19 protein-coding genes are annotated in these 22,538 nt (G+C 66.6%); 14 read left to right on the top strand and 5 right to left on the bottom strand.

What is annotated here, in order from left to right; all coding sequences use genetic code 11:
* Positions 1–296: 296 nt before the first annotated feature.
* From EBL84_RS07210 to clpB, 4 genes are all read right to left on the bottom strand, one after another.
* Complete coding sequence (locus EBL84_RS07210) at positions 297–2,684, bottom strand: bifunctional diguanylate cyclase/phosphodiesterase (protein WP_123140194.1); 2,388 nt, start codon at positions 2,682–2,684, stop codon at positions 297–299.
* 7 nt (positions 2,685–2,691) lie between these two features.
* Positions 2,692–3,828: a porin gene (locus tag EBL84_RS07205; RefSeq protein WP_223806970.1), complete on the bottom strand. Its 1,137-nt coding sequence runs from the start codon at positions 3,826–3,828 to the stop codon at positions 2,692–2,694.
* Positions 3,829–3,853: 25 nt separating this feature from the next.
* Positions 3,854–4,306: a hypothetical protein gene (locus EBL84_RS07200; RefSeq protein WP_223805969.1), complete on the bottom strand. Its 453-nt coding sequence runs from the start codon at positions 4,304–4,306 to the stop codon at positions 3,854–3,856.
* 310 nt (positions 4,307–4,616) lie between these two features.
* Entirely contained in the window at positions 4,617–7,217 is a 2,601-nt protein-coding gene (gene clpB / locus EBL84_RS07195) for an ATP-dependent chaperone ClpB (protein WP_123140192.1), read from the bottom strand.
* A 144-nt stretch (positions 7,218–7,361) separates the two neighbouring features.
* On the opposite strand from clpB, the gene EBL84_RS07190 reads away from it, so the two are divergent.
* From EBL84_RS07190 to EBL84_RS16875, 14 genes are all read left to right on the top strand, one after another.
* The gene (locus tag EBL84_RS07190) at positions 7,362–8,288 is read left to right on the top strand and encodes a LysR substrate-binding domain-containing protein (protein ID WP_123140191.1); all 927 of its coding nucleotides are present in this window, start codon (positions 7,362–7,364) and stop codon (positions 8,286–8,288) included.
* A 237-nt stretch (positions 8,289–8,525) separates the two neighbouring features.
* Positions 8,526–8,720 carry a hypothetical protein gene (locus EBL84_RS07185; protein WP_123140190.1) on the top strand — a complete coding sequence of 65 codons (195 nt, stop codon included), beginning with the start codon at positions 8,526–8,528 and terminating at the stop codon, positions 8,718–8,720.
* Between the two features lie 7 nt (positions 8,721–8,727).
* Complete coding sequence (locus EBL84_RS07180; RefSeq protein ID WP_123140189.1) at positions 8,728–9,141, top strand: hypothetical protein; 414 nt, start codon at positions 8,728–8,730, stop codon at positions 9,139–9,141.
* Positions 9,142–9,158: 17 nt separating this feature from the next.
* On the top strand, positions 9,159–10,163 hold the full coding sequence (locus tag EBL84_RS07175; protein WP_123140188.1) for a TIGR00341 family protein: 1,005 nt from the start codon (positions 9,159–9,161) through the stop codon (positions 10,161–10,163).
* A 316-nt stretch (positions 10,164–10,479) separates the two neighbouring features.
* Complete coding sequence (locus EBL84_RS07170; RefSeq protein WP_123140187.1) at positions 10,480–12,060, top strand: PAS domain-containing methyl-accepting chemotaxis protein; 1,581 nt, start codon at positions 10,480–10,482, stop codon at positions 12,058–12,060.
* Between the two features lie 10 nt (positions 12,061–12,070).
* Entirely contained in the window at positions 12,071–13,702 is a 1,632-nt protein-coding gene (locus EBL84_RS07165; RefSeq protein ID WP_123140186.1) for a PAS domain-containing methyl-accepting chemotaxis protein, read from the top strand.
* A 95-nt stretch (positions 13,703–13,797) separates the two neighbouring features.
* Positions 13,798–14,115 (top strand): ATPase, encoded by a 318-nt coding sequence (locus EBL84_RS07160; protein ID WP_123140185.1) that lies wholly within the window; start codon positions 13,798–13,800, stop codon positions 14,113–14,115.
* 9 nt (positions 14,116–14,124) lie between these two features.
* Positions 14,125–15,198, top strand: coding sequence for a V-type ATPase subunit (locus EBL84_RS07155; RefSeq protein ID WP_123140184.1), 1,074 nt, complete (start codon positions 14,125–14,127; stop codon positions 15,196–15,198).
* Positions 15,198–17,084, top strand: coding sequence for a V-type ATP synthase subunit I (locus tag EBL84_RS07150; RefSeq protein WP_123140183.1), 1,887 nt, complete (start codon positions 15,198–15,200; stop codon positions 17,082–17,084). The genes EBL84_RS07155 and EBL84_RS07150 overlap by 1 nt, the downstream gene beginning before the upstream one ends.
* Positions 17,085–17,117: 33 nt before the next feature.
* A complete protein-coding gene (locus tag EBL84_RS07145) occupies positions 17,118–17,567 on the top strand; it encodes an ATP synthase subunit C (RefSeq protein WP_005223689.1) in 450 nt (149 codons plus the stop codon).
* Between the two features lie 7 nt (positions 17,568–17,574).
* On the top strand, positions 17,575–17,952 hold the full coding sequence (locus EBL84_RS07140) for a V-type ATP synthase subunit F (protein ID WP_082806062.1): 378 nt from the start codon (positions 17,575–17,577) through the stop codon (positions 17,950–17,952).
* Entirely contained in the window at positions 17,936–18,577 is a 642-nt protein-coding gene (locus EBL84_RS07135) for a V-type ATP synthase subunit E (protein ID WP_123140182.1), read from the top strand. Before EBL84_RS07140 ends, EBL84_RS07135 begins: the two co-directional genes overlap by 17 nt.
* Entirely contained in the window at positions 18,570–20,387 is a 1,818-nt protein-coding gene (locus tag EBL84_RS07130; RefSeq protein ID WP_207301302.1) for a V-type ATP synthase subunit A, read from the top strand. The genes EBL84_RS07135 and EBL84_RS07130 overlap by 8 nt, the downstream gene beginning before the upstream one ends.
* Before the next feature lie 705 nt (positions 20,388–21,092).
* Positions 21,093–21,971 carry a hypothetical protein gene (locus EBL84_RS16875; RefSeq protein ID WP_148040274.1) on the top strand — a complete coding sequence of 293 codons (879 nt, stop codon included), beginning with the start codon at positions 21,093–21,095 and terminating at the stop codon, positions 21,969–21,971.
* 67 nt (positions 21,972–22,038) lie between these two features.
* On the opposite strand, the gene EBL84_RS07125 is transcribed toward EBL84_RS16875, so the two are convergent.
* A partial coding sequence (locus EBL84_RS07125) for an IS1 family transposase (protein WP_123140181.1) occupies positions 22,039–22,538 on the bottom strand: 500 nt, incomplete at its 5' end.

Here is a 22,538-nt window from a genome sequence, read left to right as displayed (position 1 = left end):
AGCCGCCAGCCGCCAGCCGCCAGCCGCCAGCCGCCAGCCGGGGGATTGAACCGCGAAGCCGCAAAGGGAAGAAGAGCCTCCAGCGATCAGCCTCCAGCCGCCAGTGGCTGGCTACCCACAAACACTGGCGCCAAGAACGTGCGCCACGGATGCGGGCAAGCCGTGCTGTCGTCGAGGGCACACACCCACTGGCGGCTGGAGGCTGGTCGCTTGCAACTCAAGCCCCTTTGCGCCCTTCGCGGCTTTGCGGTTCAATCCCGCTGGTCGCTGGTCGCTGGTCGCTGGTCGCTGGTCGCTCACTCCCCATCGAGCCGCAGCGGCGCGGGGCGGGCGAAGTAATAGCCCTGGGCGCGGTCGACGCCGATCTCGCGCAGCAGCGCGAGCGTCTCGGCGTCCTCGACGAACTCGGCCACCACCCGCTTGCCCATGGCGTGCGCCATGTCGGTGATGGCGGCGACGAAGATCCGGTCCTCGCGGCTGCTCTTCAGTTCACGCACGAAGGCGCCGTCGATCTTGACCTCGTCGACCGGGAGCTGGCGCAGATAGGCGTAGGACGCATAGCCGGTGCCGAAGTCGTCGAGCGCGAAGCGACAACCGAGTGCCTGGATACGGTGCATCAGCCGGGTCGCGCTCGACAGGCACTCGATCGCCGCCGTCTCGGTGACCTCGAAGATCAACCGCCCGGGATCGAGTTCGAGCGTCGCAAGTCGTCGCTCGAGCAGATCCAGCAACCCGGTATCGACCATCGCATTGGCCGATAGATTGACCGCCAGGCGCAAGCCCGGATGCGCGACCAGCAAGCACAGCGCATGCTCGACCACCCAGTGGTCGATCAGCTGGATCTGTCCATTGTGCTCGGCGACCGGGATGAAGCGATCGGGATAGATCAGCGAGCCGTCGTGATCACGCATCCGCAGCAGCCCCTCGACGTGACAGGTCTCGCCGCTGGCGACCTCGACAACCGGCTGGACATGGAGCTCGAAGCGATCCTCGCGCAGCGCGCCGGCGATACGCTCGCGCCACAGGATCCGGGCATCGAGCTGCTCGCGCTCGGCATCCTCGAGCGAGAACAGATGACAGCGTCCGGGTCCCTGCCGCTTGGCCCGGTACATGGCGAGATCGGCGCTCGCGAGCAGCTCTTCGGTGGACTCGCCCTGAGCGGGAAAGAGCACGATACCGATGCTCGCCGAGACCCGGTGCAACCGGCCGCGCGACTCGATACAGACCTGTGCGATCGCCTGCTGCAGACGCTCGGCGCACCGGCGCGCCTGCTCGGGTTCGGACTCGGGCAACACCAAGGCGAACTCGTCGCCGCCGAGACGCGCCAGCAGGTCACCGCGCTCGGCCAGCCCGCGCAGCCGATCGGCCACCCCCTGCAGCAACTGATCGCCGACCTGGTGACCACTGAGGTCGTTGACCTCCTTGAAGTCGTCGAGGTCGAGAAACAGCAGCGCGCCGCCGTGTCCGAAGCGACAGGCCTGGTCGACCACCTGGGCGAACGACTCGCTGAAGCGACGACGGTTGGCGAGCTGGGTCAGCGGGTCGTGCTCGGCGAGCCAGATCAGCTGCGCCTCGGCCTGATCACGGGCGCGCTGCAACCGCTCCATCCGTTCGCTGAGTTGCCACACGGTCTCGAACATCAGGCTGATCTCATCACGCTGCAACCAGCCCCGAGGCGGACGCGCGAGCCGTTCGCGCAACGCCGCGTAACGCTGCTCGGCGAGCAGAGGCAAGGCCAGCGCCAACGCCCGCAGCCGACGCAGCGGAGGCTTCATGATCAGCAGCAACAAGCCCTCGGAGAGCAGCAGCCCGAGCAGCCCGAGCAACAGGCCATCGCGGGTGCTCGCGCGGATGCCGGCGCGTTGCTCGGTGACCTCGTTGATCACATAGGCATCGACCCCGGGGGCCAGCGCCGCCACCCGATAGAGCACGAACTCGCGGCCCTCGTGGCGCAGCTCCAGGGTCTCGTCGGGGGCAAGTGCGAACAGTGCGGGGCCCGCCGCCCGGAGCAGTGGACGCGAGTACTCGGGGTGCGTGAGCACCGGGAAGGCGGCCTCGCCGGCGGCACTGGCGACGGCGACCTCCGCCCCGGTGAGGGCATTGAAGTCGAGCAGTACATCGGCGAGCGAGCGTCCCAGCACCAGGCTGCCGGCATACCGACCCTGCCACAGCAGCGGCGTGGCGAGATAGTGCGCACACCCGTCGCGGCCGCGACAGACGAGCTTGCACAGCGAGCGCTCCGGGTCATCCGCCAGTGCATGGAGCAGCACCGGTGGCGGTGGCTCGACGCCCTCCGGCCAGCTCACCGACAGACGCCCCTCGGCATCGATCCAGTACGCCGAGCCGATGCCCCACTCGATCTCCAGCAACACCCCGTTGCTGGCGAGCGCGGCGGCGAGCTGGGCCGCGCGCCCCGCGCCGCTGACATCGACGCCGAACCCCGGCACCAGGGTGGCGAGCTTGGAGAGCTCGTGCTCGCGCGTCTTGAGGATCGCATGGAGCTGGCGCACCTGCTGCTCGCGCAACTGCGACTGGTGCAGGGCGAACTGCGCCTGGGCCCGCGCATTGGCGAGCAGCACCAGCGAGAGGTTGACCACCAGCAGCAACAGGCTGAGCGCGACCAGCGCCTTCCAGCGCAGGCTGAGGATCGGCGGCGAGGTGGGCGTAACGGGGGCGGTGTTCATGGACACCTCAGAACCTCAGTGAGATCTGGGCGGCAAACAGGTCCCAGTCCTCGACCACCCCGTCGCCTGGGGGGTTCTCACGGTACGAGAGGGTGAAACCGCCGTGATGACGCTGATACTCCAGACGCAGCATCAACCGCCTACCCAGATCCCAGCGCGTCCCGACGACCCAGATCCGGGAGTGATCCGAGGCGGGACAGTGAAGGTGCAGGTCCCCCAGACGACGATCTGCATCCCCCTCCTCATAGCGCAGCATCAGCTCGATCGCCGGCGAGAGCCGATAGGCCGCCTGCAGGTACCATCCGGTCTGGATGGCGTGATGACGATCGGCCTCGGGCCGAAAATGACGCCAATCGATCAGGATATGGGCGTATTCGCCCGCCAGGGTCCAGTTCGCCGCATTGTACTGTGCCGATACCAGCCAGTAGCGGATATCCAGGTTGCCGGCGCCGATCGCAGCCTCGGAGCCGGGATCGAAGCGACTGTGCATGGCCGCGCCACTGAGTCCCAGGCGCAACCGCTCGGCGGGATCGGCATACCACAGGCTGAGCAGTGGCACCGGATGCTCGGGTTCGAGCTCGCCATCATGGTCGTCGAGCAGATAGTTCCACTCGACGTTGGCGTCAAGCAGCGGCAGTCCAGCCCCCAGGGTGGCCGAGAAGGTGCCGAGATCGGTATAGCGCTCGCCGTAGAACATCAGCCCGTCGGAGGCGAGCATCATGTTGCGCACCCGATCGAAATAGACCACCTGGGGCAGGAAGATCCCGGGACGGGTGAAGGGAACGTCACGGGTCTCGTTGTAGAGACCGATCGGGTTCTTGATCCGCCCCATGCGCAGCCCGATGCGGTGTGTCGGGGCGCTCACCAGGGTGGCGTCGGCCAGGGCGTAATCGAGCCAGGGCGTGGCGTCGCTCATCTCCCCGGCGCGCCGCACCAACACCTGGGTGGCGAGCAGCAGGCGCGGGTCGGCGCGCCAGGAGCCGTTGAGACCGAGTTCGGTGAAATCGAGCGAGCCGTCGGGACTGTCGCCGAAGAAGCGATTATCGGAGGTCCAGACCAGAGCTTGGCTGGCGAACCCGTGCAGTTGCAGCGCCGGTTCGGTCGCCCAGGCGAGGCTCGGCAGCCAGTACAGCGCCAACACCATGCCACTCATCCATGCCGCCCGCACCCTAGCGCACCTCGATGATACGTACCTCGAAGCCCGGAGGCGGAGCGTCGGCATAGCCGAGCGCCCCCGGAGTGGAAGCAACGCTGCGGACCAGCTCATGTGGCGAGGTCACGGTGATCGGCACCTGACCGGTGCCCGAGAACAGCAAACGATCCCAGACCCGTCGCAACTGGTAGGGATAGAGCCCGAGCACGCCGGTGACGAAGCGACGGTGCAGGACATGCTCGTCGGGTAGCACGAACACCCGTACCGCGTGCCCGTCCGGCCAGCGCGGTACGCGCATCATCAGATAGCGCCGCGCCTCGTTCTGGGTCAGGTGATCCACCTCCACCGCCGCGTGCGCGATCAACACCTGGGCATCGACCGAGGCCATCCAGATCAACAGCAGCGAACAGATCAGGGACTTGGCGCTGGGACGCAGGCGAGGGGCGCGACGGGATGCGAGAGGTGTCAAGGCGGATGTCCAAGGTTAGGCCCGGTCGCATATCCTGACCATCAGTTCCGTTCCATTGCGCGCGGCGATCGCCACCGGGCGGGTCATGCAACGCGCACACCATCGGCCGGGGCAAATGCCCCCGCGGGCCTCGCGCACTGCTCGGTGCCATCACCGCGCCGCCGGATGCGGCGCGGTGATGCGCGACCATACAGCATACCGAGACCCCGAGGCTATTGTCTCAGGGAAACAACGGGAATGGCGAAACCAGCCGCTCGCCACCGCCGCCGTCCGACCTGGACGGGGCGGTGGCGCCAGCAGGCGGGGTCGGTCAGTCGACCAGTTCGCCGGCGAGCACCCGCTCGAAGCGCAGGGCGCCGTCTGCCACCCCGACCTCGATCAGATCTCCGGGCGCGAACTTGCCGGCGAGGATCTCCTGAGCCAGCGGATTCTCGAGCTGAGCGCGGATCGCGCGCTTGAGCGGGCGGGCACCGTAGACCGGATCGAAACCGGCCTCGCCGAGCAGATCGAGCGCCGCGTCGCTGATCTCGAGACGCATCTCGCGATCGGCCAGGCGCCGCTGCAGATAGTCGAGCTGGATGCGCGCGATGGCGCGGATCTGCGCCTGCTGCAGCGGATGGAAGACGACGATCTCGTCGAGCCGGTTGATGAACTCGGGACGGAAGGCCTGACGCACCACCGCCATCACCGCCGCCTTCATCTCGGCATAGGCCGCCTCGCCGGCGTGCTGCTGGATGACCTCGGAGCCGAGGTTGGAGGTCATCACGATCACCGTGTTGCGGAAGTCCACGGTGCGCCCCTGACCATCGGTGAGCCGACCGTCGTCGAGCACCTGCAACAGCACGTTGAAGACGTCGGGGTGGGCCTTCTCCACCTCGTCGAGCAGGATCAAGCTGTAGGGGCGGCGGCGCACCGCCTCGGTGAGATAGCCGCCCTCGTCATAGCCGACATAGCCGGGCGGCGCCCCGATCAGCCGCGCCACCGAGTGCTTTTCCATGAACTCGGACATGTCGATGCGCACCATCGCCTCCTCGGTATCGAAGAGGAAGCTCGCCAGCGTCTTGCACAGCTCGGTCTTGCCGACGCCGGTGGGTCCGAGGAAGAGGAAGGAGCCGATCGGGCGGGCCGGGTCGGAGAGCCCGGCGCGCGAGCGGCGGATGGCGTCGCTGACCGCGCCCACCGCCTCGTCCTGACCGACCACCCGCCGGCCGATCTCCTGCTCCATGCGCAGCAGCTTGTCGCGCTCGCCCTCGAGCATCCGCGACACCGGGATACCGGTCCAGCGCGAGACGATCTCGGCGATCTCCTCGTCGCTGACCTTGTTGCGCAGCAGCCGGTTATCGCCCTGCTCGGCCCCGGCGGCGGCCGAAGCGAGCTGCTTCTCGAGCTCGGGGATGCGCCCGTACTGCAGCTCCGACATCCGTCCCAGGTCGCCGGCACGGCGCGCCGTCTCCATCTCCACCCGGGCACGGTCGAGCGCCTCCTTGATGTGCGCGGTGCCGGCAACCGCCGCCTTCTCCGACTTCCAGACCTCGTCGAGATCGGCGAACTCGCGCTCGAGCCGCGCCACCTCGCCCTCGAGGTCGGCGAGGCGCTTGCGCGAGGCCTCGTCGGACTCCTTCTTCAGCGCCTCGCGCTCGATCTTGAGCTGGATCAGCCGCCGATCGAGGCGGTCCATCTCCTCGGGCATGGAGTCGATCTCCATGCGGATGTGCGAGGCGGCCTCGTCGATCAGGTCGATCGCCTTGTCGGGGAGCTGACGATCGGAGATATAGCGGTGCGACAGGGTCGCCGCGGCGACGATCGCCGGGTCGGTGATCTCGACGGCGTGATGGACCTCGTAGCGCTCCTTGAGCCCGCGCAGGATGGCGATGGTGTCCTCGACGTTGGGCTCGTCGACCAGCACCTTCTGGAAGCGCCGTTCGAGCGCCGCGTCCTTCTCGACGTACTTGCGGTACTCGTCGAGGGTGGTGGCGCCGACACAGTGCAGCTCGCCGCGCGCCAGCGCCGGCTTGAGCATGTTGCCCGCGTCCATCGAGCCCTCGGCCTTGCCCGCGCCGACCATGGTGTGCAGCTCGTCGATGAAGAGGATGACGTTGCCCTCCTGACGGGCGATGTCGTTGAGCACCGCCTTGAGCCGCTCCTCGAACTCGCCGCGGAACTTGGCCCCGGCGATCAGCGCGGCCATGTCGAGCGAGAGCAGCCGCCTGGACTTCAGCCCCTCGGGCACCTCGCCGTTGACGATGCGCTGCGCCAGCCCCTCGACGATGGCGGTCTTGCCGACGCCGGGCTCGCCGATCAGCACCGGGTTGTTCTTGGTGCGCCGCTGCAGCACCTGCACGGTGCGGCGGATCTCGTCGTCGCGCCCGATCACCGGATCGAGCTTGCCCTGCTCGGCACGCTCGGTCAGATCGATGGTGTACTTCTCGAGCGCCTGACGCTGCTCCTCGGCGTTGGGGTCGTCGACCTTCTGCCCCCCTCGAACCGACTCGATCGCACGCTCCAGCGCCCCTTTCGAAGCGCCGGCCTCGCGCAACACCCGGCCCAGCTCGCCGCGGTCATCGAGCGCGGCGAGCACGAACAGCTCGGAGGAGACGTACTGGTCCTGGCGCTGCTGGGCGAGCTTGTCGGTCTGGTTGAGCAGGCGCCCCAGGTCGTTGCCGACGTGCACCTCGCCACCGGCGCCCTCGACCACCGGCAGACGGTCGAGCAGCTCGCCGAGCGCCGAGCGCAGCTGATTGACGTTGACATCGGCGCGGGTAAGCAGGTGGCGTACCGTGCCCCCCTCCTGATCGAGCAGCGCGATCAGCAGGTGGACCGGCTCGATGAACTGATGATCGCGACCGACCGCCAGGCTCTGGGCATCGGCCAGCGCGAGTTGGAACTTTGCCGTCAACTTGTCCATTCTCACGGTGAATTCTCCGGTTTTTTGTAAGTTATTGTCGAAGATTGGGTAGGCGCCGAATCGAATCAAGCCGCCCCCACCGCCCCAGGAATCGCCGCGCGGCGCACATCATGGGTCCGAATCGGGCGCGATTTCCGCTATCATGGGCGGGTGAATCTACGTGACCTGAAATATATCCTCGCCGTCGCCGAGACGCGCCACTTCGGGCGCGCCGCCGAGCGTTGCTTCGTCAGTCAGCCGACGCTCAGCGGCCAGATCAAGAAGCTCGAGGACGAGCTCGACGTGGTCATCTTCGAGCGCACCAACCGCTCGGTCGAGATCACCCCGGTCGGCGAGGAGATCCTCCATCACGCCCGACTGGCGCTGGAGCAGACCGCCGCCATCGAGCAGGTCGCGCACGCCCATCAGGACCCGCTGGCCGGACCGCTGCGCATCGGCGCCATCCCCACCGTCAGCCCCTATCTGGTGCCCTTGCTGCTGCGCCCGCTGCGCGCGCGCTGTCCCAAGCTGCAGCTGGTGCTCTCCGAGGAGATCACCGATACCCTGCTCACGCGCCTCAGCCACCACGAGATCGACGCCGCGCTGCTCGCCACCCCGGTTGAGGACTCCGACCTCGCCGCCATCGAGTTGTTCGACGAACCCTTCTGGCTCGCCCACCCCACGGGCCACCCGCTGCAGCAACGCGCCGAGATCAGCGCCGCGGACCTGGAGTCGTGCGAGCTGCTGCTGCTCGCCGACGGTCACTGCCTGGCCCATCAGGTGATGGAGGTCTGCCGGCTGTCGCAGCGCCCCAGCCAGGGCGAGATGGCCGATCTGCGCGCCTCCAGCCTCGAGACCCTGCTGCAACTGGTCAGCGCCGGCTTCGGCTGTACCCTGGTCCCGGCCCTGGCGGTGCGCGAGACCTGGATGCGCGACCACGGTATCGTCTCGCGCCAGCTGCACCTGCCCGATGCCTATCGGCGCATCTCGCTGGTCTACCGGCGCAGCTTCCCGCGACGGCAGGTCCTCGAACGCTTCGCCGAGGTCGTGCGCGACCAGCTCCCCGATAGCGTCCACAGCCTCGGGGCCGTCGCCTGACTCCACCTCACGACCAGACGCATCATCACCGCCACACCCGTCGGCACAAGACCCAGCATCCTTTTGACGGCACTGGGAAAAAACCGCAACAATGCGTTCCAAGCCTTGTTGGCCGGGCTTCTAGCCCCGAATCTTCGACTAAACTCGAAGAAAAAAGGATAAGATCCGGCCAACGGATACCACGTCTCTAAAAAACCACATTCAAGCACGGATCTTGCGATCCACCCAGGGGAGCCCATGCACACCAAACAGACACAGGCATTGTGGGAGCTACAGCGCCAGGGACTACCGGACATCGCCGAGTCGGCCGCCCGCCACTGGAGCGAGGGCCGGCGCTACGAGCCCGATGGGGCGCTGCACATCCCGCGCTCGCTCGAGACCCTGATCGAACAGTGCAACTGGGAGATCGACAGGGTCAGCGTCCAAGCCTGACCACTTCATGATGCACAGCGGACACCTGACCGTCGAGACCCATCCGGACCACCCCGGACTGGTGCGCCTGCAGGCGTGCGATCAACCGCCGTCGGTCACCCCGCAGCTACGCTGCGCAATCCGCTTCGAGGACGTCGACACCGCTCGCATGCACGCACACCAGCGGTTGCGACGCCGTCTGGTCGACATCGACGCCGGACTCTATCGTGTCGATCCGGTCACCGCCTGCGCCGCGATCGAGGCCATCGCCCTGCCCCACCGCCGGATCATGTTCGATCCCGCCGTGGAGTCTGACCCCGGACTAGCGCCGCTGATCGCCCGCTACCGCACCCACACCCGCCGGGTCGACCTGGTGTTCAATGCCATCGGCGTCTTCGCCCTGTTGCTGTTGCTGGCGCTCGGCATCCTGCTCGGGCCCTGAGAGGAGAGAACACCGCCATGCGCATCGTCGAGGTCATCGCCGACGCCAGACACACCAAGACGCTGCTCGGCATGGCCGGTTTCTATGGCGCCGAGGACGCCTGGTGCGGCGAGGCCGGCGAGGATGGCCGGCGCGCCGTGCGCATGCTGGTCGACGACCAGTCGCGCCAGGCGCTGACCGACTCGCTGCAGGACCTCTTCAAGGCCGATGCCGACGCCCGCATCGTCATCCAGCCGGTCGACACCGTGCTCACCCGCGATACCCCGCGCCGCCAGGACGAGGAGCTGCGCCGGGCGCGGGCGATCGCCGCCACGCGCGAGGAGCTCTACAGCGAGATCGTCAAGGGCGCGCGGCTCGACACCAACCACCTGGTGCTGACCACGCTCTCGACCCTGGTCGCCGCCATCGGTCTCCTCGAGAACAATGTCGCGGTGGTGATCGGCGCGATGGTCATCGCCCCGCTGCTCGGCCCCAACATCGCCCTGGCCTTCGCCACCTCGCTCGGCGATCGCGCCCTGGTGTGGCAGGCACTGCGCACCAATGCCGCCGGACTCGGCCTGTCGCTGCTGCTCGCCGTCGCCATCGGCCTGATCTGGGAGATCGACTTCTCGCTCAACGAGCTGGCCGCGCGCACCGACGTCGGACTCGCCGGGGTCGTGCTGGCGCTCGCCTCGGGCGCCGCGGCGGTGCTCTCGCTCACCTCCGGGCTGTCCTCGACCCTGGTCGGGGTGATGGTCGCCGTCGCCCTGCTGCCCCCGACGGCGACCATCGGGCTCGCCCTCGGCAGCGCCCGCTGGGACCTCGCGCTCGGCGCCCTGCTGCTGCTCGCCGTCAACATCGTCTGCGTCCTGCTCGCCGCCAAGCTGGTCTTCCTGTTCAAGGGCGTGCGACCGCGCACCTGGACCGAGCGCAACCGCGCACGTCAGTCGATGCGGCTCTATCTGGCGCTCTGGGCGCTGCTGCTCGCTGCTCTGATCACCGTCATCCTGACTCGCTCGGGCGGCCTGCCCCAGTTCGCCTGAGCCGCTCAGACAGCGCCCCGATGAGCGAGCCGAGCAGAGCGCGCATCGCTCGACGAGTCGTGTCATCATTGGACGATGCCGATTCGGGCACGCGCGTCCCTCATGCCCGGGGGCCAGGACGGCGCCACAGCACGGGATCGATGTGAACGTGATCGCAAACCGGCAGGTGGGGGGCAAACCGCCCCGCCTGTCAGGTCGAGATCGCCCGCCAGAAACACAATGTGTACCGAGATCGACTCGGTACTGCGACTGGCCAAGGCATCAGCGGTCCCGACCCTACGCTAACCGAGGGCTGTACCCCCAGGGATTTCCCCGCATGAAAAAGAACTATCCAGTGACGCAACAGGAGGTGTCCTTCCCGGACGACACCAACATCCTGTCGACCACCGATCTGAAGGGCGCCATCACCTACGTCAACGACCGCTTCGTCGACATCTCCGGCTTCACCGAGGACGAGCTGATCGGGCGTAACCACAACATGGTGCGCCATCCCGACATGCCGCCGGCGGCCTTTGCCGACCTGTGGAAGACGCTGAAGTCCGGGCGTCCCTGGATGGGCCTGATCAAGAACCGTTGCAAGAACGGCGACCATTACTGGGTGAGCGCCTATGTCACCCCGATCACCCACGACGGCACCGTCACCGAATACCAATCGGTGCGCACCAAGCCGAGCCGCGCCAGGGTCGAGCAGGCCGAGCGTTTCTACGCCGAGCTGATGCGCGACCGGCGCCCCTGGCGCTGGCGCCTGGGCATGACCCGGGCGCGCTGGCGCCTGCTCGGCACCATCGCGCTGCTCGGTGCCGGCGCACTCGCCGCCGCCCCGTTGCTCGGACTCGGCACGCTCCAGGCCGCACCGCCGGTGCTGGTGTTCACCCTGACGGCGATCGCCCTGGCCTGGCTCGAGACCCGCCCGCTCGCCACCATCGCCGCCCAGGCGCGCATGGTCGCCGACAACCCCATCAGCCAGTACGCCTATACCCAGCGTCGCGACGAGTTCGGCGCGGTCGAGTTCGCCCTGCGCATGCTCGAGGCCGAGAGCGGCGCGGCGGTGGGTCGAGTCGACGATTCGGCGACACGACTGCTGCGACAGGCCGAGCACATGGTCGAGGCGGTGGAGTCGGCGCGCGGCACCATCCTCCAGCAGCAGTCGGAGACCGATCAGGTGGCCACCGCCATCGAGGAGATGAGCGCCAGCGTGCGCGAGGTCGCGCAAAGCGCCCAACAGACCGCCGACACCGCCCACGAGGCCGACGCCAATGCCACCAACGGCGGCGAGGTGGTGGGCGCCACCGGCGATTCGATCGGCCGGCTCGCCGAGGAGATCGAGCAGGCCGCCGCGGTGATCCACACCCTCGAGCAACACAGCGGCGAGATCAGCGCCGTGCTCGACGTCATCCGCGGCATCGCCGAGCAGACCAACCTGCTCGCGCTCAACGCCGCGATCGAGGCGGCGCGCGCCGGTGAGGCCGGGCGCGGCTTTGCGGTGGTCGCCGACGAGGTGCGCAACCTCGCCAACCGCACCCAGCAGTCGACCACCGAGATCCAGACGATGATCGAGAAGCTGCAGGCCGGCACCCGCTCCTCGGTCGAGGTCATGGGCAACAGCCGCACCCAGGCCGAGCAGAGCGTCGCCCAAGCACGCGAGGCCGGCGAGGCACTCCAGCGCATCGCCAGCGGTATCCAGTCGATCACCGACATGAGCACCCAGATCGCCACCGCCGTCGAGGAGCAGAGCGCGGTCAGCGAAGAGATCAGCCGCAGCATCGCCGATATCCGTCAAGGCGCCGACCAGACCGCCGCCGGCAGCCATGCCATCGGACAGGCCTCCAGCCAGGTCGTCGAGCTCTCCAGCGAGCTACGCACCCTGGCACGGCAATTCTGGGAACATCGGCGCTGAGGACTCCAAGATGAAGACCAATCTCCCCGTCACCGGCCAGGAGCGCTCCTTCGCCGAGACCGACAACATCATGTCGACCACCGATCTCAAGGGCATCGTCACCGATGTCAACGAGACCTTCGTCGAGATCAGCGGCTTCGATCGCGACGAACTGGTCGGCGTCAACCACAACGTGGTGCGTCATCCCGACATGCCACCGGCGGCCTTCGCCCATCTGTGGCAGACCATCAAATCGGGTCGCCCCTGGATGGGCCTGGTCAAGAATCGCTGCAAGAACGGCGATCACTACTGGGTCGACGCCTTCGTCAACCCGATCATGCGCGACGGCAAGGTATTCGAGTACCAGTCGGTGCGCCTGCGCCCGGCGCGCGATCTGGTCGACAAGGCCGAGCGGCTCTATGCCGGGATCCGTGCCGGACGCCTGCCGCTGGCGTTGCGCCTGCCACGGCTCTCGGCGTTCTGGCGACTGACCGGCTGGCTGGTGCTCGCCGCGCTGCTCGCCCTCGCCACCCTGCCGCTGACCGACCTGCCGCCGACCCCGGGGCTCGCCCTCATCGCGCTGCTGCTGGCGGCCGGCACCCTGGTCGCATGGATTCAGACCCGTGCGCTGGCGCGACTCAACGCACGGGCACGTCAGGTCATCGACGACCCCACCGCACAGTATCTCTATACCGGCAGCAACACCGAGTACGGCGCCATCACCCTGGCGATGCGCATGCTGCGCACCGAGAGCCGCTCGTCGGCGGTGCGCATCTCCGATACCGCGGCCAAGCTCTCGCGTCAGGCCGAGGCCGCGGTCGAGACCATCACCGAGCTGCGCGCGGCCATCCTCAACCAGCAGTCGCAGACCGATCTGGTGGCCACCGCCATCGAGGAGATGAGCGCCAGCGTGCGCGAGGTCGCGCGCAATGCCCAGCACACCGCCGACAGCGCCGACAGCGCCGACAGCGCCGCGCGCGATGGCAAACGTGTCACCATCGATACCCGCGAGGCCATCGCACGACTCTCCGATGAGGTCGAGAACGCCGCCGCGGTGATCCACACCCTCGAGCAGCACAGCGACGAGATCAGCGCCGTGCTCGACGTCATCCGCGGCATCGCCGAGCAGACCAACCTGCTCGCGCTCAACGCCGCGATCGAGGCGGCGCGCGCCGGCGAGCAGGGACGCGGCTTCGCGGTGGTCGCCGACGAGGTGCGCAACCTCGCCAATCGCACCCAGCAGTCGACCACCGAGATCCAGGCGATGATCGAGAAGCTGCAGGACGGCGCGCGCGCCTCGGTCGAGGTGATGCACGGCAGCCGCGCCCAGGCCGAGCGGAGCGTCGCCCAGGCGCGCGAGGCCGGCGGCGCGCTCGAGGCGATCGCCGCCAGCGTGCAGCAGATCACCGACATGACCACCCAGATCGCCACCGCCGTCGAGGAGCAGAGCGCGGTCAGCGAGGAGATCAACCGCAGCGTCACCAATATCCGCCAGTCGGCCGACGGCAACGCCACGACCACCGGCGAGATCGAGCGCACCGCCGAGACACTGGCCACCCTCGCCGAGGAGCTGCGGGTGCTCGCCGATCAGTTCTGGAGCCACCGGGTCTGCATGACCGATGCGGTTCGCCTGAACGGCTCGGCGGGCGGGCAACGCGGCTGACCTGGCGCAAGACGCCGACGATGCTCTGCGCCATCGCCGGCGTCTTTCGCGTAAGCTAGGGTCGCGAATGCCCAGACCAGCCGAGAGCGCGACCGATGGATGACACCCTCAAGCGACTGCTCGATGTCGAGATGCGGGCCGAGCGGCTCGCCCAGCAGGCCGAGACCGAACAGGGCCGGATCGTCGATCAGGCGATGGCCGAGGTCCACGCCGAGCAGGCGCGTTTCACCGCCAGGATCCCGGAGCTGCGCCAGGGCTTCGTCGCCAAGGCCGGAGAGCGCGCCGAACAGAGCATCGCCCAGCTGCGACGCCGCTATGACGAGCGCCACGTCCACCTGCGCGATCAGGCCGAACAGCGCGAGGCCGAGGCACTCGAGGCCGCCTTCCAGGTCCTGATCGACACCAGCCGCTGACCCCGCGCCATGGCCGATGCCGACCACGCCTATCTCGACGCCCGGGTCTCGATGATGGCCACGGGGCTGCACGACCCGGACACCATCGATCGACTCGCCACCCTGCCGCTGAGCGCCCTGGTCGACCAGCTCGGGCTCGACGCCCTGCTCGACGCCGCACCATCACCGCGCGCGCGTAGCCGCGCCATCGAGCAGGCGCTGGTCCACCAGCTGCTCGCCGAGCTGCAGGTGCTGATCCGACCGCTGCAGGGCGACGAGCGCGAGCTGATGCTCGCCTGGGGGCGCAAGTATGCGCTCTACAACCTCAAGACCCTGCTGCGCGGCAAGCTCCATGCGCTCGAGGCCGAGACCATCGCCGAGCAACTGTTCGACCTGCCCGCCCCGATCCGGCTGCCGATCCATACCCTGTTCCGCGCCGAGAGCGTCGAGGAGCTGCTGCGCCAGCTCGAGACCGGTCCCTACCGCCAGATCGCCCGCCAGGCACGCGAGGTCTATGCCCGGCGCCGCGAACCCTTCGCCCTCGAGGCGGCGATCGACCAGCACTACTACCTCGGGCTGGCGCGCCACGTCCGCACCTTCGGCGCACCGCACGGCACCGCGCTCAGACGCCTGATCGGCGCCGCGCTCGACCGCGTCGACCTGCTGTGGCTGCTGCGCTTCCGGCTCTGCTACGGACTCTCACCCTCCGAGACCTTCTACTGGCTGGTGCCCTCGACCGGACTGCTCGGACGCGAGCGACTGCTGCGCCTGGTCGCGCTCGACGGGCTCGAACCGGTCATCGAGGCCCTGCCCGCGCCGCTCGCCGGTCAGCTCGCCGGCAGCGAGGACATCGCCGAGGTGCAGCGACGCGTCAACATCCACAGCGCCACCATCGCCCGCGCCCTGCTCGCCCACGGCGACTCGGCGCCAGCGCGCGCGCTGGCCTATCTGATGCTGCGCGAGGCCGACCTGCTGAGGCTGTTCGCCATCATCCAGGGGCGTCTGCTCGGTCTCGCCCAGCACACCATCGACGCGGCGCTCGAGCGCGCCCCCTCGGGCTGTACCTGGCGCGCCGCGGCCTGTACCCGGCGAGAGGAGACCTGATGCTCTCGCCCACGGCGATGAAACACGTCCGCCTGCTGGTCCTCGCCGAGGACCTGCCCACCGCCTCGCTCGCGCTCGCCGAGACCGGTCACTTCCACCCCGACGCGCGCGACCCCGACGAGGCGCGGCTCGGCACCGCCCCGGCACGCGACTATCGCCGTCATCACGAGCGTGCCCGACAGCGGCTCGACAAGCTCGCCGAGCTGCTCGACCTCGCGTTGCCGCAGCACATCGACCGGCCTCGGGTGATCGAGCCCGAGTCCCTCGCCGCGCTCGATCACTGGCTCGGCGAGCTGTGGCAGACCGCCTCGGCACATGCCGAGGGCCTGCGCCAGCTCGACGACGAGGCGCGACTGGTCGCCGAGCACCAGGCCGCGCTCGCCAACTTCGCCGCGCTCGACATCGATCTGGCGGTGCTGCGCAACAACACCCGTTTCCTCGATATCCATGTCGGCATGGTGCCGCGCGAGAACCTCGCCCGGCTCGGCGGCGCGCTCGGGCTCGCCCACTATCTGGTCCACGTCTACATGCAGCGTGGCGACCAGACCCATGTGGTGATCGTCGGTCCCAGCGACGCCGCTCCCGAGTCACTGCCCCAGGTGCTCGCCGCCGCCGGCTTCCAGGCGCTGCCGATCCCGGTCGAACTCGACCGCGAACCGGCGCGGGTACGCCAGCAGCTCGAGACGCGCAGCGCCGACATCGCCCGACGCCGCGCCGCGCTCGAACGCGAGCTTGCCGAGTGGGGTGCCGACCATCGCGCACAGCTGCTCGCCGCGCAGCAGACCCTGCTGCTCGCCGCCCCGCTGGTCGCGCTCGACCCGGCGCTGCGCGCCAGCGGACCGCTCGCCCATCTCGCCGGCTGGGTGCCGGCGAGTGCGGTCGAGGCGCTCGAACAACGCTTGCGCGAGACCCTCCCGCATCCCTTCGCCCTGAGTGCCCGCGACCCGCGCGCCGACGAGCGAAGGTTGGTGCCGACGGTGATCACCCGCAATCGCCTGCTCGCGCCCTTCGCCACCCTGGTCGGGCAGTACGGCATCCCCGAGTACGGCGAGGTCGACCCCACGCCGCTGTTCGCCGTCACCTTCCTGCTGATGTTCGGCAGCATGTTCGGCGACCTCGGTCAGGGCGCGGTGATCGCGCTCGCCGCCTGGCTGCTGCGCCGACGGCTCGGGCGCTTCTGGCCCTTCGGACTGCTCGCCGGGTTGTCGTCGATGGCCTTCGGACTGGTCTTCGGCAGCGTCTTCGGCAACGAGCACCTGATCCCGGCGCTGTGGATGAGCCCGCTCACCGATCCGCTGCGGATGCTCACCCTGGCGCTCCTCTGGGGGGTGGGGTTCATCACCCTCGCCTGTACGCTGGCGATCTACAACCGGGTGGCCGTCGGGCGCTGGCGCGACGCCGTGCTCGGGCATCACGGTGCGGTCAATCTGGTGTTCTATCTCGCGCTGGTCGGCGCCGGGGTCGGACTCGCCGAGGACGGCGCACTCGCCCCCTGGCCGGCGACCATCGCCGGGCTCGCCCTCGCCACCCTGGCCTGGGCGAGCTGGCGCGAGCAACAGGGCCCGCTGATCGAGCGCGCGCTGGTGGTCTTCATCGCCACCCTGGAGACGGTGATCGGCTATGTCTCCAACACCCTCTCCTTCCTCCGCGTCGCCGCCTTCGGACTCAACCATGTCGCGCTCGCCATCGCCGTCTACACCCTCGCCGGGATGCTCGGCGAGGTCGGCCACCTCATCACCCTGGTCCTCGGCAACCTCTTCATCATCGTGCTCGAGGGCGGGATCGTGATGATCCAGGTGATGCGACTGCAGTACTACGAGGGGTTCTCGCGTTATTTCTCCGGGGACGGACACGCCTTCGCGCCACTGCGCCTGCCGCGTGACTGACCCCGGCACCATCCACCACATCAGGAGCGTCACATGTATTGGCTCGTCGCCCTCATGACCCTGGCCATCCTCGGCCTGATCCTCACCGGACTGGTGCTGGAGCTGCGCCCCCGCGCCAGCGCCCGGCTCCGTGACTGGTTCCGCCCGGCGCTCGGCACCCAGCTGGTGGTCTTCGTCGGCGCCCAGCTCGGGCTGCTCGTGCTCGGGCTCAACGACGCCCTGGCCGCCACCGAGACCCTCGCCGAGACCGCCGCGCCCGAGATCAGCCTCGGCATGGGGCTGGCGATCATCGGCGCCGGTATCCCCACCGCGATCTCGACCATCGGCGCCGGCATCGCCGTCGGCCCGATCGGCGCGGCCTCGCTGGCGGCGATCACCGAGAAGCCGGAGAACCTCGGGCGCACCCTGATCTATCTCGGTCTGGCCGAGGGCATCGCCATCTACGGGCTGGTGGTCTCGATCCTGCTCATCAACAAGATCTGAGCGCGGCATGGACACCCCCAGCACCGAGACCGCCACCCCGGCGCGGCTCGTGTTCATCGGTGACGAGCGGCTCGCCGACGGCTTCCGGTTGATCGGCTTCGAGGCCCACGAGAACCCCGCCCCGGAGACCGTCGAGCGCCTGCTGCGCGGGCTGCTGCGCGCGCGGGCCAAGGCGCTGGTGGTGGTCGACGATGCGCTGATGGCCGCGGACATCCCCAGCCTGCAGCGCATCCGCCGCGAGGGCGGACGCATCGTGGTGGTCGCGGTGCCCGCGCTCGGCGCCGAGCCGCCGCGTCTGTCCAGCGCGGTGGCCGATCGGCTCGATGCGCTGTTCGGCGCCGCGCCGGACGACGAGACGGAGGAACGACATGACCCAGGTCGATGAACTCGAACAGGCGATCCTCGCGCGCGCCGAGCGCCTCGCCGCCGAGTATCGGGCGCGCGCCGCCAGCCGTCGCGACACCATCCTGCGCGAGGCCGCCGAGCGGCTGCGCGCGCGCGAGCAACACGAGGAGCAGGTCGCCCGCGCCCTGGCCGAACGCAGCTTCCGCCAGCAGGTCCAGGCCAGCGAGCTGAAGCTCCAGACCCATCTCGACCGGGTGCGCTGGAACCTGATGCAGGCCGTCGAGCGCGGCCTCGAGGAGCGGATGCGCGCTTTCGTCGCCGAACGCGACGCCTATGGCGACTGGCTCGCGACGCTGATCGTGCGCGATGCCGGGCTGATCGAGCAGCCGCGGCTGCGCGTCGAGGCCAACGCCCACGATCTGGTGCTGCTGCGCGAGCGCTGGGCGGCGATCCTCGAGGCGCTGCCCGAGGGGCGCGAGGCCGAGCTGGTCGAGGAGCCGATCACCGCCCTCGGCGGGGTGCGGGTCAGCGACGCCGAGGGGCGGGTGCGCATCGACGACACCCATGCCGGTCGGCTCGAACGGCTGCGCCCCGAGATCCAGCGCGTGATCCTCGAACGCCTGCTCCCCAACGGGCTCGATACCGCCAACCTGTTCAATGGATGATGCCGTGAAAGACGCCAACAGAACCGGCCGGGTGCGTGACATCAACGGCCCCATCGTCACCATCGAACTGCCCGGCGCGCGCAGCGGCGAGCAGGTCAAGCTCGGCGAACTCGGGCTGCTCGGCGAGGTGATCTCGCTGCGTGGCGGCGATGCCATCGTCCAGACCTACGAATCGACCGACGGGCTGCGTCCCGGCGAGCCGGTGCGCGGACTCGGCCGACCGCTCTCGGTCGAACTCGGCCCCGGGCTGCTCGGCGGCATCTTCGACGGCGTACAGCGACCGCTCGAGGCGATCGCCCTGGCCTCGGGCGATCACATCCGCCGCGGTATCGACCTCAACGCCCTCGACCGCGCCCGCGAGTGGCGCTTCACCCCCAACCCGGCGCTCGAACCCGGCGCCCGGATCGGCGGCGGCACCCTGCTCGGCACCGTCCCGGAGACGGCCACCATCGAGCATCGCGTACTGGTGCCGCCCGGTATCGAGGGCGAGCTGGAGGAGATCGCCCCGGCCGGCGACTACGACCTCGAGGCGACCATCGCCCGGGTGCGCGACGCCCACGGCGCCAGCCGCAGGCTCGGGCTCTATCACCGCTGGCCGGTGCGCCAGCCGCGCCCCTACCGGCGCCGCGACGACGGCGTCGCGCCGCTGATCACCGGACAGCGGGTGATCGACACCTTCTTCCCCCAGCTCAAGGGCGGCAAGGGCGCGGTCCCCGGCCCCTTCGGCGCGGGCAAGACCGTGGTGCAGCAGCAGATCGCGCGCTGGTCGAACGCCGACATCGTCATCTATGTCGGCTGCGGCGAGCGCGGCAACGAACTGGTCGACGTGCTCGAGACCTTCCCCCAGCTCGACGACCCCTACACCGGGCGCAAGCTGATGGAGCGCACCCTGCTGGTGGCCAACACCTCCAACATGCCGGTGGTGGCGCGCGAGGCCTCGGTCTATGTCGGCCTGACCATGGCCGAGTACTACCGCGACATGGGCTACGACGTGGTGATGCTGGCCGACTCCACCAGCCGTTGGGCCGAGGCGTTGCGCGAGGTCTCCGGGCGGCTCGGACAGATGCCGGTCGAGGAAGGCTACCCCGCCTATCTCGCCTCGCGTCTGGCCGCGCTCTACGAGCGCGCCGGACGGGTCGAGACCTTCGCCGGGGCCTCCGGCTCGGTGACCCTGATCGGCGCGGTCTCGCCGCCGGGCGGCGACTTCTCCGAGCCCGTCACCAGCCACACCAAGGACATCGTCGAGACCTTCTGGGCGCTCTCCAAGGAGCTGGCCGACGCCCGTCACTACCCCTCGATCGACTGGGTCGGCAGCTTCTCCGGGCATGTCCACACCGCCGCCGAGTGGTGGCACCAGGAGATCGACCCGAACTGGGAGCAACGCCGCACCGCCGCCCTCGCCCTCCTCGCCCGCGACGCCGAACTCTCGCGCATCGTCAACCTGGTCGGCCCCGAGGCCCTCTCCGATCCCCAGCGCTGGGAGCTGGAAGGCGCCGCGCTCATCAAGGAAGGCGTGCTGCAGCAGAGCGCGCTCGACGACATCGACACCTTCTGCTCCCCGGCCAAGCAATTCGCCCTGCTGGATCTGGCCATCGAGATCTACCGCAGCGGCGAATCGCTGATTCGACTCGGCGTGCCGGTCTCGGAACTGCAGAACCTGCCGCTATTGGCCAAGATGCGCCGGATCAAGTCACTGTATTCGAGTGAGGAACTGGATCGGATACAGGGGTTTCGGGATGAGGTGGAGGAGGCGATGGAGGGGGTTCGGGGTGAGTATGCGAAGCTGGATAGAGGAGCCGGCGTGGAATAGATTTATTGCCGTCGCAAATTCGCAGATCATCGGGGGCTTTGAGTTTACGCCTAATTCTTAATTTTTAGAGATCATACTAGCATCATAATGTATGATTTACGTCTAAGATCGTTCCGTAGAGCCTGGTATTTTTTTAGCGCAACCTGACGAAAAACCTTCTTGTATTTCTCGTTACGTAGTTCTGCAGCAAAGCCTTAGATGCCTTCATCGCACGAGCAACTCCGTGCCAGGGAGATTTTTCCCAGCATCAGTCGATCAGTTCTCTGACTTCCTGAGAAACGGCTAACTATGGAAGCATGAAAAACGAAATGGCGGCCGCCATCTTGACACTTGCACAACTGATTATGCAGCCAGTTGAATCCATTTTTTGTCACGCAGTTAAAGTGACACTGCGGGCATGTCAAATACATCTTCTTCACCTTTAAAATAAGAGACTCTGATCTTATCGAAACTTATCGACCAGGGCGCTACCGATACTTCTTTAGGGTTGCCGAAAAAGATCACAGTAAAAATAGAGATACCAAAAGGTGATCGTTGTATTGACACCAAGAAAGCTGAGACGAAAACAAAAATAAGCGGCAATGATTATTTTTTGGCTTTCAGCGAAAATGGGTCAATATGTACTGTAATCCACCTAAAAAATACAGGTAAGGGGCGCCACTTAAAGTCGCGCCCTGCTGTCGGTGCCATACACAAGGAGAAACTGTGGAAAGATTAATAATCCCTGTATATCTTAATCAAAAATTTGTATTTGATTTACTAGCGATGCTTCAGGGAGGGATAAGCACGATTACCTCTGTAACAGAGACTTCAAAGAGCAATCATTCTGAAGGAGAAAAAGTATCCGCTGGCTTTGGGTTAAGTGAGGCTTTTTCAACACTCCTTAAAATTGACCTTTCTGGATCACGAGACAATTCTTCTGGAAATGAAGAAAAAAGCACTTCATCTCAGGAAAGAGTTCACACCCCTGCATCATTGCTTTTTCAACTAAGAAATATTTTAATAGAAAAAGGATATTTAACAGAAAATACGGGGAATGAACTACCTAAGGCTGGGGATTTTGTAGAGTTTGAGGGCTATCTAAAAAGAAACCCCATCGTAGAAACAATCGATAGCCTTGCTGAAATGATGGATATGGTAGAGGCATTTGAAGACAAACCGCAACCGAAAAAAGGAGGTCGCAATCAGGTCTCTGAAATTCAGAAAATTAAGCAACAAATGGAGCGATTTTCAGATGCATTAAAAGCTGGCAGCACTATTGACTTAAGTTCGGCAAGCTTGAAATCCGGTTACACCGCTGTCGTAACAGTCGAGACCAGCTTCCTTAACGATCCATTGATGTCAGACTTGGTTGACGGTCAGTTCAAAATAATTGGAAAAGTTATTAAAAGCGTTAATGAACATTCAGATTCCATAAACTTACTCAGAAAAACTGCGCTTAGCAAAATGCCATCACATCTAATGCTTGAAGCACTTGGACATTTAAGTTCGCTAGGAAGCGAACAAGGGTTTGATATTCCAGACTTAAAATTGGAAATTAAAGGGCCGGCCATTCAAATCCTCCCCATCGCGATTTATGCATAAAAATTGGTAGTGCCCTGACTGATAGGATTTTGAATAGCTCGATGTTTTTGAGCTTTCCCGCAATGAATCACACGCACATCGTAGCGTTGTAGTGATGAATGAAGTTCCAGAGTGCACCCAGATGGTTTTCATGGTTCTTCGAGAACGCAAGCGACTTTCTCACCAAGCGGGAGATACGCTGCCGGAGTGTACCGTTGAACCGTTCGATGTGGTTGGTTTCCCCTTGTGACTTCGCACTGGGATAATGTCGGTGTGCCGGGATGATCCGCGCATAGGCGCTCCAGAAATCTGTGTAGACGGGAGCGGAAGTCTGATATTGCGCTGGGATGGAATCCCACAGAGCCTGTGCGGAGCGCTCCGCACGATCGCCGACATGGACCCCGACGATGCGCCGGGTCAGGCGATCCATGGCGAGCCAGATCCATTGTTTGTTCAGGCGTTTTCCGACAAAGGACCACAGTTCGTCGCACTCCAGGATTACTCCGTAGGGTGTGGTGTTTTTTTTAGCGCGACCTGACGAGGAACCTTCTTGTACTTCTCGTTCACGTAGTTCTGCAGCCAAGCCTC

The organism is Marichromatium sp. AB31 (assembly GCF_003718685.1).
Classification (GTDB): domain Bacteria; phylum Pseudomonadota; class Gammaproteobacteria; order Chromatiales; family Chromatiaceae; genus Marichromatium; species Marichromatium gracile.
The sequence above is the reverse complement of the archived record's forward strand: the minus strand, read 5'-3'. Positions and strand labels throughout refer to the sequence as shown.